The organism is Ileibacterium valens (assembly GCF_001945525.1).
Classification (GTDB): Bacteria; Bacillota_I; Bacilli_A; order Erysipelotrichales; family Erysipelotrichaceae; genus Ileibacterium; species Ileibacterium valens.
In genome coordinates this window covers 1-14,770 of record NZ_MPJW01000146.1, presented here as the reverse complement: position 1 = coordinate 14,770, position 14,770 = coordinate 1, and the positions used below count along the sequence as shown (strand labels likewise).

The 14,770-nt window shown below is 42.0% G+C and carries 13 protein-coding genes and 1 pseudogene; 12 read left to right on the top strand and 2 right to left on the bottom strand.

What is annotated here, in order from left to right:
- Positions 1–319 (bottom strand): hypothetical protein (locus BO222_RS07680; RefSeq protein WP_143356976.1); only part of this gene is annotated, 319 nt, incomplete at its 3' end.
- 353 nt (positions 320–672) lie between these two features.
- Between BO222_RS07680 and BO222_RS07675 the strand changes: the two genes are divergently transcribed.
- The 12 genes from BO222_RS07675 to BO222_RS07620 all read left to right on the top strand — a co-directional run bounded on the left by BO222_RS07675 (position 673) and on the right by BO222_RS07620 (position 14,168).
- Positions 673–1,164, top strand: coding sequence for a transposase (locus BO222_RS07675; RefSeq protein ID WP_075819863.1), 492 nt, complete (start codon positions 673–675; stop codon positions 1,162–1,164).
- A 339-nt stretch (positions 1,165–1,503) separates the two neighbouring features.
- The gene (locus BO222_RS07670; protein ID WP_075819861.1) at positions 1,504–2,337 is read left to right on the top strand and encodes a phosphate ABC transporter substrate-binding protein; all 834 of its coding nucleotides are present in this window, start codon (positions 1,504–1,506) and stop codon (positions 2,335–2,337) included.
- A complete protein-coding gene (pstC, locus tag BO222_RS07665) occupies positions 2,327–3,268 on the top strand; it encodes a phosphate ABC transporter permease subunit PstC (RefSeq protein ID WP_083647734.1) in 942 nt (313 codons plus the stop codon). The genes BO222_RS07670 and pstC overlap by 11 nt, the downstream gene beginning before the upstream one ends.
- Positions 3,268–4,122: a phosphate ABC transporter permease PstA gene (gene pstA / locus BO222_RS07660; RefSeq protein ID WP_075819859.1), complete on the top strand. Its 855-nt coding sequence runs from the start codon at positions 3,268–3,270 to the stop codon at positions 4,120–4,122. Before pstC ends, pstA begins: the two co-directional genes overlap by 1 nt.
- A gap of 153 nt (positions 4,123–4,275) precedes the next feature.
- Entirely contained in the window at positions 4,276–5,058 is a 783-nt protein-coding gene (pstB, locus tag BO222_RS07655; protein WP_075819857.1) for a phosphate ABC transporter ATP-binding protein PstB, read from the top strand.
- 122 nt (positions 5,059–5,180) lie between these two features.
- Positions 5,181–5,903, top strand: coding sequence for a winged helix-turn-helix domain-containing protein (locus tag BO222_RS07650; protein ID WP_075819872.1), 723 nt, complete (start codon positions 5,181–5,183; stop codon positions 5,901–5,903).
- Positions 5,900–7,594, top strand: a complete 1,695-nt coding sequence (locus BO222_RS07645; RefSeq protein ID WP_083647733.1) for a sensor histidine kinase — start codon at positions 5,900–5,902, stop codon at positions 7,592–7,594. Before BO222_RS07650 ends, BO222_RS07645 begins: the two co-directional genes overlap by 4 nt.
- Positions 7,595–7,809: 215 nt before the next feature.
- A complete protein-coding gene (locus tag BO222_RS07640; RefSeq protein WP_075819855.1) occupies positions 7,810–9,237 on the top strand; it encodes an AI-2E family transporter in 1,428 nt (475 codons plus the stop codon).
- A gap of 474 nt (positions 9,238–9,711) precedes the next feature.
- Complete coding sequence (locus BO222_RS07635) at positions 9,712–9,999, top strand: SemiSWEET transporter (protein WP_075819853.1); 288 nt, start codon at positions 9,712–9,714, stop codon at positions 9,997–9,999.
- A gap of 403 nt (positions 10,000–10,402) precedes the next feature.
- A complete protein-coding gene (gene trxA, locus BO222_RS07630) occupies positions 10,403–10,726 on the top strand; it encodes a thioredoxin (protein ID WP_075819868.1) in 324 nt (107 codons plus the stop codon).
- A gap of 516 nt (positions 10,727–11,242) precedes the next feature.
- A complete protein-coding gene (locus tag BO222_RS07625; protein WP_198932026.1) occupies positions 11,243–12,535 on the top strand; it encodes an iron-containing alcohol dehydrogenase in 1,293 nt (430 codons plus the stop codon).
- Between the two features lie 244 nt (positions 12,536–12,779).
- Entirely contained in the window at positions 12,780–14,168 is a 1,389-nt protein-coding gene (locus tag BO222_RS07620) for an aldehyde dehydrogenase family protein (RefSeq protein ID WP_269843626.1), read from the top strand.
- 375 nt (positions 14,169–14,543) lie between these two features.
- On the opposite strand, the pseudogene BO222_RS13720 reads toward BO222_RS07620, so the two are convergent.
- Positions 14,544–14,770, bottom strand: a pseudogene (locus BO222_RS13720) (hypothetical protein); the annotation flags it as partial.

Genomic DNA, 14,770 nt, shown 5'->3' with positions numbered 1-14,770 from the left:
GGTAACCGGCCACCCGAAATACCATATCTGGCGAATTATAAGTCTGCGGTTCTAAGCCAACGATCATTGACGAGCAGCCATCCTTTTCTTTGATGACCACCTTTTTGATCAGATCTCTGCGGGTTTCACGCCAAACGAGCTCATCCTCTTTATCGATTCGAAGCTGTGGAGCATTGGGATCCATTTCAGTCACTCGTTCGATCATCACATCTTTTTTGTCATTGAAGCACTTTACTCTGACAATCTTTGCATAAACGGAATCCTGCAAAAGAAAATTTTTAGCTGCCTGATCTGGATTGACTTTACTTGAATATTTCAAACTGCTTTTCTCCTCTCATTTTATCGGATAAAAATGGATAGAGAAACCATAACAAAAGAAAGTGACAAATCACGGTTATACAACTGTAAATATTTGCGTTTGTGGGAAGTTAAAAAATGGATTATGTGAAAAGCAACTAAACAGTTTTCCGGTTTAAGTATGGATCGTAAATGGACACACTTCGAAAACTGAGGTAAAACGTTTTAGTCAAATTTTGTTGAGAAATCGAACGTTATTTCAGAAAAATACTCAGGATGTGTAGGGATGTTTGATCGACTCTTTACACAACAATATCCGACCATTATTATTCGATTAGTATTAATTTGAACAGTCAGAAGGAGGGTTTTGTACGAATGAAAATGAAGGAAGATCCTGTCATCAGCCTTAGCCTGGATGAAAATTCAGATCCGGTCCTGCTCGAGAACGCCCGCAATTATCTAAGCAGAACACTGAATCGATTAATGATGGTTGAGCTGACCGAATTCCTCGGATATGAAAAATCGGCACGCTCGAAACAGCCCAATGCCCGCAATGGTTTCTATCGCCGGCCGCTTAAAACTCCTTTAGGACTGATAGAAGTCAAAATCCCCCGTGACCGTCTGGGACAGTTTACTCCATCCATTTTTCCAAAATATTCTCGAGACAATGAGAAGGCGGGTGTTTTAGCCTATGATCTATGCCAGGCTGGATTTGGACAGATGGAAATGTATATTCTGGCCCAGAAACATTTCGGAATTCGCTATTCAGAAAGAGCGCAATCAGAAATGTATGAAATCATTACAGAGGAAATTGATCATCTTCAAAAAGAAATCAGACAGGAAAACAGAGAAGTACCCGCGCATTGATCGCTCTTGCAGGAGAAGTAAAATATAAAGATTGTCTAAAGATCATATAGATTAAAACATAATAAATTAATAGATATCAAGACCCGAATAGCCTATATGCGGCCATTCGGGTCTTTTTGTTGGATTACAATGGCGACCAAATGAGTTTTTAGTGCATTAATGCTTGATTGTGTTTCGGATTATATGCATATAAAAAATCTTTTCCATTTACAGAAACTTTACGAAAGAATGGCATGAATTTGATTAACGGCTGATAGATTGATATGGACAACAGAATAGATAGAAGGAAAAGTTGATCAAACTCAACCCCCCAAAAAAAATAACGAGAAGAGGTTTGTTATGAATAAAAAAGCAAAAAGAAGTCTTCTGATTTCTCTGGCACTACTATGCACAACTCTGATCATGAGTGGATCGATGCTTTCAATGAATCATTCAAGAAAATACTCCATATCCGCTGATGGATCGACGTCAATGGAAAAGGTCATAGGAATCCTGGGTGAAGCTTTTGAACTTGAGCAGGATGAAATTGGCTTCACCTTTAATCCGACCGGATCGACCGCTGGAATTGAAGCCGTTAAATCTGGACGTTCTGAGATCGGACTTTCAAGCCGTGAGCTCTCCATGGAAGAAAACCAGGTCCTTGAAAGTCAGGTGATCGCCCTGGATGGGATTGCTCTGATCGTGAATAAGGAAAATCCAGTTTCTGATTTAAGCCGGTCAGACATTCAAAAAATCTATACTCAGAAAATCACAAACTGGAAAGAGATTGGTGGAGAGGATGTTCCCATTGTATTAATCGGAAGAGAAAGCGGCAGCGGAACAAGAGACGGCTTTGAGCAGGCGCTTGATCTTTCAGGATTATGCAGCTACAGGCAGGAACTGACGAGTTCAGGAGATATTCGAAATGCAGTTTACTCAAATCCAGGAGCGATCGGCTATGTGTCATTTATTTCTTTAAAGGATGATGTCAAAGCGCTGAAAGTTGACCACGCAGACCCGAATGAAAAAAATGTCCGTGAAAACAGTTATCCGATCAGCCGTCCATTCCTGCTGGTGACTTCAAAGGAAATTCCTCTGAGTAAACCAGCAGAAGAGTTTATCAAGTATGTGTTATCAGACAATGCAAAACCATATATAGAACAGGCAGGTGCCATTTACCCCCATGCAGACTAATCCTTATCCCATACCATCAAAAACAGAGCTTGTTGCTGGTTCTCAGAAATCTTCAAAACCAAAACGAAAAAGTGACCAGATTGAAAAAGCCGTAGAAATCATCTTCTTTCTGATCGGAATGATCTGCGTGGCTCTGGTTCTTCTGATCAGTATTTATCTGATTGCAGCAGGACTTCCAGCCATCCAGAAAATTGGTCTGATCCCATTTTTAACCGGAACGACATGGAAACCGGGCGCAGCGGTTCCTGAGTTTGGGATACTTCCCTTTATTTTGAGCAGTGTCTATGGAATGGCTGGCGCATTGATTGTTGGAGTCCCAATCGGGATTCTGGCTGCCTTATACCTGGCAAAAGGAGCGAAAGGTAAAACAAAAAAAGTCTTAAGTGCTCTGATTCAATTACTTGCCGGAATTCCATCCGTTGTTTATGGGCTGGTTGGAATGCTTGTAATTGTTCCAGCTGTTCGCAGCATCTTTCATTTAAGCGATGGAGCCTGTCTGTTTTCGGCTATCATCGTCTTAAGCATCATGATTTTGCCCACAGTGATTTCAATGTCACTAGGTGCGATCGAATCTCTGCCAAAAGCGCAGGAAGAAGGAAGCCTTGCCTTGGGGGCGACTTCTGAAGAGACATTGATCAAAGTAGTTTTACCCGCCGCCAGTGATGGCATCGCTGCAGCGGTTGTCCTGGGGGCAGGCAGAGTCATTGGAGAAGCAGTAGCGGTCATGATGGTCGCTGGCAATGCCTCCAATATGCCAGGCCTGTTTGAATCGGTTCGCTTTTTAACCACCGCGGTATCATCCGAGATGTCCTATGCAAGTGGACTGCAGCTGCAGGCATTGTTTTCGATCGCTCTGGTTTTATTCGCATTCATCATGATGTTAAACGTTTTGTTAAATCACATCCTGAAGGGAAAGAAGGGAGCCTGCTGATGCTGCAGACGATCTCAAAAAAGCGAAAAATTCAATCCATGTTTTTTCGTAATCTGATGCGAATTTGCGGATGGGGATGTGCAGCGATTGCCTTTTCAATCTGCGCTTATATCCTGGTTCGCGGAGTGGGTGAATTATCTTTTGGATTTGTATTCAGCAAGCCAAGCTATATAAAGGAAACCATTGGGATCTTGCCGGATCTGCTCAATACGATTTATCTGGTCGTGGCGGCTTTAGCCCTGGTGGTGCCCTTAGGCGTGGGCGCGGCAATCTATCTTTGTGAATATTCCAGAAATGCGAAAATGAGCGCTCTGATTGAACATGCTGCAGAAATTCTCTCCGGAATTCCATCCATCATTTATGGCCTGGTCGGAATGTTATTTTTCTGTCAGTTTCTTGGATTGAAGACTTCACTGGCCGCTGGTGTTCTGACTATGGTGATCATGAATCTGCCCGGAATGATTCGCTCTGCTCAGGAATCCTTAAAGACAGTACCTGTCAGCTTAAAGGAAGGCGCTTATGCCCTTGGAGCTGGAAAATGGAAAGTGATCCGGTCGATCGTTCTTCCTGCATGTCTTCCTGGTGTGTGCACAGGAATGATCCTTTGCTGCGGAAGAATGGTTGGTGAATCAGCCGCCTTATTATTTACGGCTGGTTTTGCTCATTCGATCAATGGCTTTGTACAGGCTTTACAGACATCGGGAGCCACCTTAAGCGTAGCGCTTTATGTCTATGCCAAGGAACAGGGAAACTTTGATGCAGCATTTGGAATTGCCGCAATTCTCATTATTCTGGTTCTTGCGATCAATCTGCTTTCGGGATGGATTCAGAAGCGCTTTGGCACTCTGGATTAATTTGCAGCAGGCAGAAACCAAAACCGAAATAGAAAATCAATGTGAAATGATGAAACATAAAAGTTCAGATAAGAACCGTCTCCGTTCGCATACCAATACATATATTACTTTTTTCTTATTTTAATTTTCATGATCAATAGACAGAGGTAACCTATGCTCACTGCACGAAATGCAAATTATGATTCAGGATGTATTCATGTAGAAAATCTCAATCTCTGGTATTCAGAGTCTCATGCTTTAAAGGATATCTGCCTGAACGTTCCAAGGGGCAGCATTACAGCTTTAATCGGCCCTTCCGGATGCGGAAAATCGACGTTTTTAAGAACACTCAACCGCATGCATGATCAGAATGAACTGGTCAGAATAGAGGGTGATGTCCGATATCAGAATCAGAACATCTTCGATCCGCATATTGATGTTTCAGCGCTCCGCAAGGAAATCGGAATGGTCTTTCAGACTCCAAATCCATTTAAAATGAGTATTTACGATAATGTGGCTTATGGTCCGAAGATTCAGGGGATACGAAAAAGAGAACAGCTTGATTCGATTGTGATTCAGGCTTTAAAGGATGCCTTTTTATATGATGAAGTGGCTGACCGCCTCGATCAGTCCGCCTCGGCTCTTTCAGGCGGACAAAAACAGCGTTTGTGTATTGCCAGAGCGCTGGCCGCCAATCCCAAAGTGATTTTAATGGATGAGCCAACTTCCGCTCTCGATCCGGTCTCTACACATAAAGTCGAAGAGCTGATTTTATCCTTAAAGGAAAAATACACAATTGTCATTGTCACTCATAATATGCAGCAGGCAGCCCGAATTTCGGATTATACCGCTTTTTTCCTGAATGGATCGCTGGTTGAATTTTCCAGAACCAAAGAGATGTTCGAGAACGCAAAAGACGAAAGAACACAAAACTATATTTCTGGACGCTTTGGATAAGCGGTCTTTGATCAAGAACATCAATCTGTTTCTTTTAGCTGATAGGATGTAATCAGAAAAAGAAAGAAGGAACAGCGATCGTGCCTGATCAAAATCTCAGTAAAGAAAAAGGAAGAGAAATTATGATCTATGTTGCAGAAGATGATCAATCCATACGAGATCTGATCTTATATACCTTACATGCTTCGGGGTACAGAGCATGTGGATTTGCGGATGGCAGGCAGCTGCTTATGGCTTTAAAGGAAAACTACGAAAAGCCATCCTTAATCCTGCTTGATATCATGATGCCTGATGAAGATGGAATCAGCGTTTTAAAGCGGATTCGTTCGAATCCTGATACGCAAAGAATCCCAATCATCATGGAATCAGCCAAATCCACCGAATTCGATACGGTCAGCTGCCTCGATCTGGGTGCAGATGATTATTTATGCAAGCCCTTTGGGATGATGGAGATGGTCAGCCGTATTCGAGCCGTCCTAAGAAGAAGCACGCCGCTCTTAAAGGACGATCAGATCTCGTTTGGTCCGCTTCTTCTCAATTGCAGGGAGCATACGGTGACCATCAACCAAAAACCGGTCGTTTTAACCCGCAAGGAATATGATTTACTCAAATTACTGATGAGAAATCCACGGTATGTTTTCAGCAGGGAAGAATTACTGATCAAAATCTGGGATACCGATTTTGCAGGGGAATCCAGAACCGTTGATGTCCATATCAATACGCTTCGCTCCAAGCTCAGTGAGGCCTCTTCTGCGATTCAGACGGTTCGCGGAGTCGGGTATCGCTTTGATCCTCGCGTTTTTGAACAAAATGATTCAAACGGTAAAGAAGAGACGAAATCATGATGACAAAGAAGATATTTTATTCGATCTTCTCTGTGAGCACTCTGGTTTTTTTACTTTCGATGCTGCTGACTTTTAATGCGCTTTACTCCTATTACTCCAGAGTGGAAGAACAGCGTTTAGAAGATAATTTCAATCTGGTTGAGCAGGGAATCAAGGGACATGGCGAAGAGTATCTGGAAAATATGAAGGAATCAGACCTTCGCCTGACTCTGATCAGTCCAGATGGAAAAGTTCTGTATGATACCAAAGCAGATGTTTCAAACGTCGAAAATCATGAGGCCAGAGAGGAAGTTAAAGAAGCGATTGAAACAGGAACTGGAAAGTCTTCCCGTTTTTCCAATACGCTGACCCATATGGCTTACTATTATGCAAAAGTGCTTGGTGATGGAAATGTTTTGCGTTTATCGGTCTCAACCTATTCAGCAATTGCCCTGTTCATGGCGATTCTTCCGCCGCTGATTCTGATCTTTTTGGCAACCCTTGCCGTTTCGATGTTTCTGGCGATCCGGCTTTCAAGAAGAATTGTTGCTCCTTTAAATGAGCTTGATCTCGATCATCCGGAAGCTACCCATTCCTATGAAGAACTTGAACCATTGATGCTTCGCCTTTGTCTTCAGCAAAAGCAAATCAAATCGCAAAAGGAAGAAATTGAAGATCGGGCTAAAGAATTTCATGTCATCTCCAATGCGGTCTCTGAAGGGCTGATCCTGCTTGGTCCAGATTTGAATGTCATATCCATCAATCCAGTGGCAAGAGCCATTCTCAACTGGTCTGAAGAAACCAAGCATCAGCCTTTTCTGGATTTTTGCCCCTGTAAGCCCATCAGTCAACTGGTTTTAAAAGCCAAAGAAGGAAGCAAGCAATCCGAAATCATTGAATGGCAGGATGAGTCCTGGCTGACTGAGGTTTCTCCGGTTTTGCATGCGCAGGAATTTCAGGGATGTGTTTTATTGATGATCAATGTGACCTCTCAGCAGCAGGCTGAAAAAATGCGCCGTGAATTTACCGGAAATGTTTCTCATGAACTCAAAACACCATTGCAGATCATCTCCGGTTATTCTGAACTGCTTTGTAGCGGACTGACTTCGATGGAGGATGTACCCAAATTCTCTGAACAGATTCTCAGGGAATCCCGCAGGATGACGGCGCTGATTAATGAAATTCTGACTCTTTCCTATCTTGATGAAGCGGTCAATGAAGAAAGCGAGCCGATTGATCTGTATGCATTAAGCCAGAACATCATCGATGAGCTGGCCATGCAGGCAAAAAAAGAAAAGATCCATATGAAACTGGATGGCTCGCCAGCCTGGATTCAGGGTAATCCGGCAATGGTTCGCAGCATTCTCTTTAATCTGATCGATAATGCGATCAAGTATAACCGACCGGAAGGCTCCATCAGGGTTCAGGTATCCAATTCTCAATCAGAAGAGAAAAGAGAAGCCATCGTTCGAATCGAAGATACCGGGCTTGGAATTCTGCCTTCTGAGCAGGAAAGAATCTTTGAGCGCTTTTACCGGGTTGATAAGTCAAGAAGCCGTCAGAAAGGCGGCACCGGATTAGGACTTTCCATTGTAAAACATGCGCTTCGAATTCATAACGGGCGTATTGAACTCTCAAGTGTTCCGGATGAAGGAAGTGTATTTACTGTAAGCTTTCCGATGGTTGAAATGGATACAAATTCGGATCAGTAAAAGTAAAAATTCTGATCGATAAGCAGCAGCCAAGAAAAATTCAATCAGACAAAAAGGATTGAAAATACAAAATTTCAGTCCTTTTTGTGTGTTTTGAAGACTTGAACGGACATAGAATTACAGTTGGTGCTTCAGCAAGTTCGCATCATTATGTGATTGTTATAATGAACACGATTAAGGAATTTGTTTAAAACAATCCTGAAGGGGTTTTGCTTATGAATATATTTAAACAGTATAAGAATCTCTGGATGTTTGGAATCATTATTGTCTGTGCGATTCTGTTCATCGTTAATTTTTCAGAAGTGGTTGGCTGGATTAATATGTTATTCAGGGCTGTCCAGTCCCTTCTGATGGGTGCTGCCTTTGCCTTTGTGCTGAATCTTCTCATGGGACCGGCTGAGGAATGGCTTGAAAAAAGAGACAGTCCATTCTTGAAAAAGCATTCCAGATCACTGGCGATTGCCTTTTCGATTTTCGCTTTTCTGGCGATTGTGACGGTATTAATCTCTCTGGTTGTTCCAAATATGGTCAATGCGATCAAGGTGCTCACCAGCGAAGTTCCACGATATGTCAGTGAACTCGAAGCGGCGATTAAGCATCTGATCGAAAAGTATCCAATACTGGACGTCATTGCTCTGGATAAGCTGAATATCGACTGGAAACAGGTGTTTGATTCTGTCGCCCGTTTTGTTACAAAAGGTTTTGGTACATCTATGACGGGTACGATTGGAATGGTTACCAGTGTAGCCAACACCCTGGTCAATGCATTTATCGTCATCGTTTTTGCGATTTATGTTCTGACAGAAAAAGAGCGTTTTGTGAATCTTTACTACTTTTTTACCAAGCTTTATATGAAAGAAGAATCAGCCCATAAACTGACTCAGAATCTTCGAATTATCAATCAGAGTTTTAAGGCCTTTGTCAGAGGAGAGCTGATTGAAGCCTGCATTCTGACGACCATGTGCACCGTTGGAATGTGGATTTTGCAGCTGCCATATGCCTTGATGATTGGTATTCTCGTCGGCGTGATTAATATGATCCCGATGATCGGAGCTTTTATCGGGGGAGGAATTGGAGCTTTTATTATCTTTACGATCTCCCCGGTTAAGTGCCTGATTTTTCTGGTCTTCCTGTGCGTGATCCAACAGATTGAATCCAATGTGTTCTTCCCAAGGATTATTGGAAACAAGGTTGGACTTCCTGGAATTTACGTCATGATGACGATCGTAGTCGGCGGTTCCTTATTTGGCGTTTTTGGAATGGTTTTAGGTGTTCCGTTAATGGCTGCGGTTTATAAGATCCTGTGCAATTACTTCAATGAAAAAGCCTATCTGAAAAACAAGGAGGATCCCAGCCTGGATCTGATTCAATATGAAGATGATCCCGGACCATCCTGTAAGGCTCCGGATCATACATCACAAAAAGATGGAGATTTCTTTGATGTGATGATGAACGGACTAAAAGCGGCTACTCAAAAAGCAGAAGGATTCTTTACAGACCGTCCCGCAAAGGAAAATAAAAAGAAATCTGCAGTCCAGACAAAATCATCTCAAAACAGTAATTCATCAAAAAAATCTGAACCTGCAGACCAGACAGAAGCAAAAGATCCTTTAAAGAATCCCGGTTCTGAAAAGAAAAACTGAACGTTCTGGTCATAGAAAAAATTAAAAATCAAAACAGATGAATAAATCTGCGCAAAAAGTTCGATAACTCAAAAGATGGTTCGTATTGCCCGGCAAACAAAACCATCTTTTTCTTTTCCGATTAATAAATTGATCAGAACGGATCAGAACTGATCGGTTTAACTAATTTCTCGTCTGCTGGATTGAAATGGACCAGACTTCATTAGCCTGTATTTCAGATAAAGGATGAGGAACAATGAAACGAAATTAACAAAACCGACTGAAAAAACGCTTGCAGTTAATAATCCGATTCCAGATCTTTCCAATATTGTTGTCCGATTTCCTATTGATCAATAATATGAATTCACTTCCACCTGCACAGACACGATTGAATCCATCTCATTAAATTTTCAGTCTGTATTCGGAAAAAAACAAACCTTACGTTCTGTCATTATGACCATTTGAGACAGGATACATTATGAAGGAGACAACAACATGATCGGAACGATTGCAGCTGTTCTTACCACTGGAGCTTTTATTCCTCAGGTATTAAAGACGATAAAGACAAAAGACACGTCCGGAATTTCACTGGGCATGTATTCCATGCAGGTCACTGGAATCGCTTTATGGCTTGTTTATGGGCTTTCAATTGGAGATATGGCCTTAATTGCCGCCAATGGATGCTCGTTTTTCTTTTCGCTGATCATTCTTTCCTACAAATTAAAGGAAGTGATGACATCCAGAAGAAGGATGAACTGCCAAAAAGCAGCCGCTCAGGTATAGATAAACTTTCAGCTTTCACAGATCTGTTCCAGGCAGAGAAACGTGCTGATTAAAAGAGGAAGAGAAGGAAGCTGACGAAATACAGAAGAATGCAAGGTGCAGATCTCCAAGTTCATCATTCAGAAATGAATTCGTATTTATCTTTCTAAAATGTGAAGCATCGGTCAAAATTAAACCGGACTGGTGTTTTTTATCAATCCTGCATCAGATTGATTCAGTGTGTTTTCTGATTTGAATATCCGATCATGAAGATAAATATCCATACTGAATCCGCTAAAACGCAGATTGTCTAAATAAAAATCAGATCGACGAGCGGATAAAAGACAGTTGTATGCGGGCAAGATACATGATTTCATATATCGGAAAGGTACAATAAAAGTACTTAATAAAGGAGGTAATGAACATGATTCGTCACGTTGAATCTGTCAGCGACTTTAATGAAATCGTAGAAAAGCATTCTTTAGTGCTTATGGACTTTTTTGCAACATGGTGCGGACCTTGTAAAATGCTGCATCCAGTACTCGAAAAAGTTTCTGATAAATTAGAAGGTCAGGTTGTTGTAGCACAGTGTGATATTGACCAGAACCAGGATATTGCCGGTCACTTCAATATTCAGTCTGTACCAACACTTATTTTCTTCAAGGATGGCAAGCCAGTTCTTGCAACAACTGGTTACATGGATGAAGCAGGCCTGATGAAATTTATCGACGCTGCCAAAGAAAAATAAGTTCAGACAGAACAATCTGTTTGTTTGCGGAAATTGAAAGATCCAGATGGTATAAAAGCGCTATCAATCAATAGGTCGTAATGATTTTCAAAGCAAACAAATTCCCCCAGGGATCATCTTTTGATGGTCCCGTTTTTTTATGGCGTTTTCAAAAACAGGAATTCAGTAAAAAGATCAAAAGTAATCATGACCTCAACTATAAATACAAATCAGATCAGAAAACATTTTAGTTGGATTGTAAATCCTGAATCAGATGGATGCTGGCTGACAAAGCAGCCAAAAGGATGAAAAAAACAGATCCCATAAAAATGAACACAAGAATCAGAATAACCGGATAAGTCAGGCGGGATCAATGGAAAATGAATCGAAATTCTGAATCAGAAAACAGACATAGAGATCTTTTGTGATTCGATTATTCATTGACAGGAAAATAGGAACGGAGTTGAATGTTGTTGATCACTCAACAAATAAAGAGATCAAAAGAGGATCAGTCTAAACATCAGGAGGAATTCAGTCATGGATTCAATTCAAAGAAAGCCATTTATTAAGAATATAGGAAAAGCATCCCCGAAAAATGTTTCGAAAAAACATAAATTTCACTCACAGGAAATGCCTCTGACAGAGAAAATCTTTTGCCGAACCTTTCAGAAAGGTCTGTTTCTCTCGCTGCCTTTTTTGCCTTACCGCGATCCTGAAATTCTTCAATCGATCGATTCGGTCGCAATTCATCTGCAGCGCTTCAATCTGAAAAAAGTGCTCCTCATTGCAGATCCAGCTTTGGTTCAGGGAACAGTCTTTAAAGAGATCATCAAAACGCTGCATCATGGACAGATTGATTTCGTTCTTTTTGATGAAGTTCATCCAAATCCAACCACCGCTTCGGTTCATCAGGCAGCAGCTCTCTATCGAAAGAACAACTGTCAGGCGACCATCGCTTATGGAGGTGGTTCAGCGATTGATTTGGCAAAAGCCTGCGGCGCGGCGATTGCCAAACCGGATAAGACGCTCTCATCCATGGCTGGTATTTTAAAAGTCTTGAAGAAGACACCGCATCTGATTGCCATTCCGACGACCTGCGGGACTGGAAGTGAAGCCACCTTAGCTGCTGTTCTGGTGGATGAAACCACTCATCATAAATTTGCGATCAGTGATTTTCCACTAATTCCAGATGCTGCTGTCCTGGATGCCAGGTGCATTCACGAGCTTCCGCCTTTCTTAGTCGCCACAACAGGAATGGATGCATTATGTCATGCTGTAGAGGCATACATTGGACAATCGGTCACAAAAGAGACTGGAAACTGGGCTTTGGAAGCCGTCAGATTGATCTTTTCCAGTCTGGATGCCTGCGTAAAGCATGAAAGTGAACAGGCTGAACGCAATATGTTAATGGCCAGCCATCTGGCAGGAAAGGCCTTCACCCGCTCTTATGTTGGATATATTCATGCTCTTTCACATGCCCTAAGCGGCCAGTACAATCTGCCTCATGGGAAAACAAACGCTATTTTGATGCCTATCGTTTTAAGAGAATACGGCAACGCTATTTATCCCGCACTTAGTCAATTAGCCAAAGCGGCAGAATTACAGGAATATCCGATGGAAAGTCAGAAGGATCTGGCCTTAAAGTTCATTGATGCCATCGAAAAGATGAATGAACGTTATGGAATTCCATGCGGTATCGCAGAAATTGATTTGAAAGACATCAAGGTACTTGCCCACCATGCAGCCAAAGAAGCCAATCCGCTTTATCCGGTTCCAGTTCTTTTTTCAGAAAGCCGTCTTCGTGAGATCTATCTAAAATCCATCCTGTAAAAATATATTTTTAGGGATGACATCCCATGCCCAAACAGGGGCTCCGGAGTATGATGAATATATTGAATCGACTCAGAATAAAACGATTTCAGATAACAGGCAGTTCAGGATAAAAAGATAAAAATTCTGCCCAATCGTTCTGTACCATCAAGTATGTGAATCGTTTGATCTGATTCAGCTCGAAACCATATGATTTCGAGAAAAACAGGAAGTCTTAATTTTTAGGCTTCCGTCCATTCACTCTGTGCGAAAGGAATTAAAACATATGGAAGCAAGTCCCATTAAAGCCCTCCTGGATGGGCAAAGAGAATTTTTCAGAACCCATAAAACCATTCCAACAGACTTTCGAAAAATGCAGCTTCGGCGTTTAAAGGAAAGTCTTCTGCTGCATGAAGACGAGATCCTGCAGGCCTTAGCGCTGGATCTGGGTAAAAACGACAAGGAAGCCTACTTTACAGAAGTCGGAATGGTCTATTCCGAACTGAATTATATGCTTAAAAAACTGTCCGGTTTTACGGCAGCAAAATATCATTGGACACCGATTCACCAGTTTCCAGCTCTGAGTATGACCATTGATGTTCCTTATGGAAATGTGCTGATCATGTCCCCCTGGAACTATCCATTTCAGCTGACACTGATCCCTTTAATCGATGCGCTGGCAGCAGGAAATACTGCAATCGTTAAGCCAAGTGATTATTCCTCTTATACATCGGCAGTCATTGAAAAAGTTCTTGCCGACGCTTTTGATCCGGTCTATGTGGCCACAATTACTGGCGGACGGGCTGAAAATCAGGCGTTGTTAGACCAGGAATTCGATTATATTTTCTTTACGGGCAGCAAAAAAGTAGGACAGCTGGTAATGGAAAAAGCTTCAGCGCATCTGACTCCAATTACACTAGAACTGGGTGGTAAATCCCCATGTATTGTGGATGAAACGGCTAATCTGAAGATGGCCGCAAAGCGAATTGTCTTTGGGAAATTCCTGAATGCGGGACAGACCTGTGTTGCTCCAGATTATGTCTATGTTCATGAGTCCGTAAAAGAAGAATTCATCGCTTTGTTAAAACATGAAATTGCAGCACAGTATCCAAAACCCAATCAGATTGGCCGGATTGTCAACCAGAAACATTTTGACAGACTGCTTAGTCTGGTGCAGCCGGAAAAAGTTGTTTATGGAGGCAGTGCGTCCGAACTGACTTTGCAGATTGCTCCAACGGTTATGGATAATATAAGCTGGGATGATCCAGTAATGCAGGAAGAAATTTTCGGGCCAATTTTACCGGTGCTCACCTATAACCGGTTTATGGATGTGATGGCTGAAATTCAAAGCCGACCGACTCCGCTGGCTTTCTATCTCTTTACGAGGGATTCAAGCCGAAAGAATTTCTATAAAAAAATTCAGCCTTTTGGCGGAGGGTGCATTAATGATACGATCATCCAGCTGGCAACTGAAAACATGCCTTTTGGCGGGATGGGACAATCTGGTATGGGCCAATATCATGGTCATTATGGCTTTGAAAATTTCTCGCATACAAAATCAATCGTCGATAAATGCACGTTGATCGATCTGCCCATGCGCTATCATGCCGGACCGGAAATTTACGATAAGATTATCCGCATGGTCCTGAAATAAGCCGGACTGTTGCCTGAGAGATAAAACCTGAACGCAAATTAATGCTTATCAAAAGAAATCAAAAGAAATAACAATCAGGAAAACAGACATACTTCCTGTCAATTGGATTGAAGCCTGGATAAAAAGAAAGAATATCCAGTCCGGCGATCGATCTGACAGGAAGTTTTTTTTCTGGTTAAAGAAGCCGTTAGAAGATGAGATCTGTAGATATTAAGGAAATTGAGTCGTAAGTTCTTTATATTTGACGGGTTGCCCGAAATGAAATTACCTATATACCATTAAAGGCGAAGAATCTTTTGAATTCTGCAGTTTTCCTCTCAGGAAAGCTGTAGAACGCAAAGATCTTCGCCTTTTTTACATTGAAATATTATTGATTCAGACTGACAGAGCACAGAGTTCTCTGATTTCATCATTCCAGGGAAGAACGCTGTCAATGACATCAGCCGGTATAACTGAACCGCGCCATTTCTGGAACCTGTTCATCACCAGTTCGAGATACTTGAGGACATTCAGTCCGCAGCGTCTGGCTGTCTTGACTATCGAAGACAGAAGCGTCAGCGCTCTGGCTCCGTCTTCACTGTATGCGAACAGCCAGTTATGCC

What these genes read in the sequence shown, in the direction of transcription:
- BO222_RS07625 (WP_198932026.1), top strand. Translation starts at nt 11,243, where the DNA reads ATGGATTCAATTCAAAGAAAGCCATTTATTAAGAATATAGGAAAAGCA.
- pstA (WP_075819859.1), top strand. Translation starts at nt 3,268, where the DNA reads ATGCTGCAGACGATCTCAAAAAAGCGAAAAATTCAATCCATGTTTTTT.
- BO222_RS07635 (WP_075819853.1), top strand. Translation starts at nt 9,712, where the DNA reads ATGATCGGAACGATTGCAGCTGTTCTTACCACTGGAGCTTTTATTCCT.
- pstC (WP_083647734.1), top strand. Translation starts at nt 2,327, where the DNA reads ATGCAGACTAATCCTTATCCCATACCATCAAAAACAGAGCTTGTTGCT.
- pstB (WP_075819857.1), top strand. Translation starts at nt 4,276, where the DNA reads ATGCTCACTGCACGAAATGCAAATTATGATTCAGGATGTATTCATGTA.
- BO222_RS07640 (WP_075819855.1), top strand. Translation starts at nt 7,810, where the DNA reads ATGAATATATTTAAACAGTATAAGAATCTCTGGATGTTTGGAATCATT.
- BO222_RS07675 (WP_075819863.1), top strand. Translation starts at nt 673, where the DNA reads ATGAAAATGAAGGAAGATCCTGTCATCAGCCTTAGCCTGGATGAAAAT.
- BO222_RS07645 (WP_083647733.1), top strand. Translation starts at nt 5,900, where the DNA reads ATGATGACAAAGAAGATATTTTATTCGATCTTCTCTGTGAGCACTCTG.
- BO222_RS07650 (WP_075819872.1), top strand. Translation starts at nt 5,181, where the DNA reads ATGATCTATGTTGCAGAAGATGATCAATCCATACGAGATCTGATCTTA.
- BO222_RS07670 (WP_075819861.1), top strand. Translation starts at nt 1,504, where the DNA reads ATGAATAAAAAAGCAAAAAGAAGTCTTCTGATTTCTCTGGCACTACTA.
- trxA (WP_075819868.1), top strand. Translation starts at nt 10,403, where the DNA reads ATGATTCGTCACGTTGAATCTGTCAGCGACTTTAATGAAATCGTAGAA.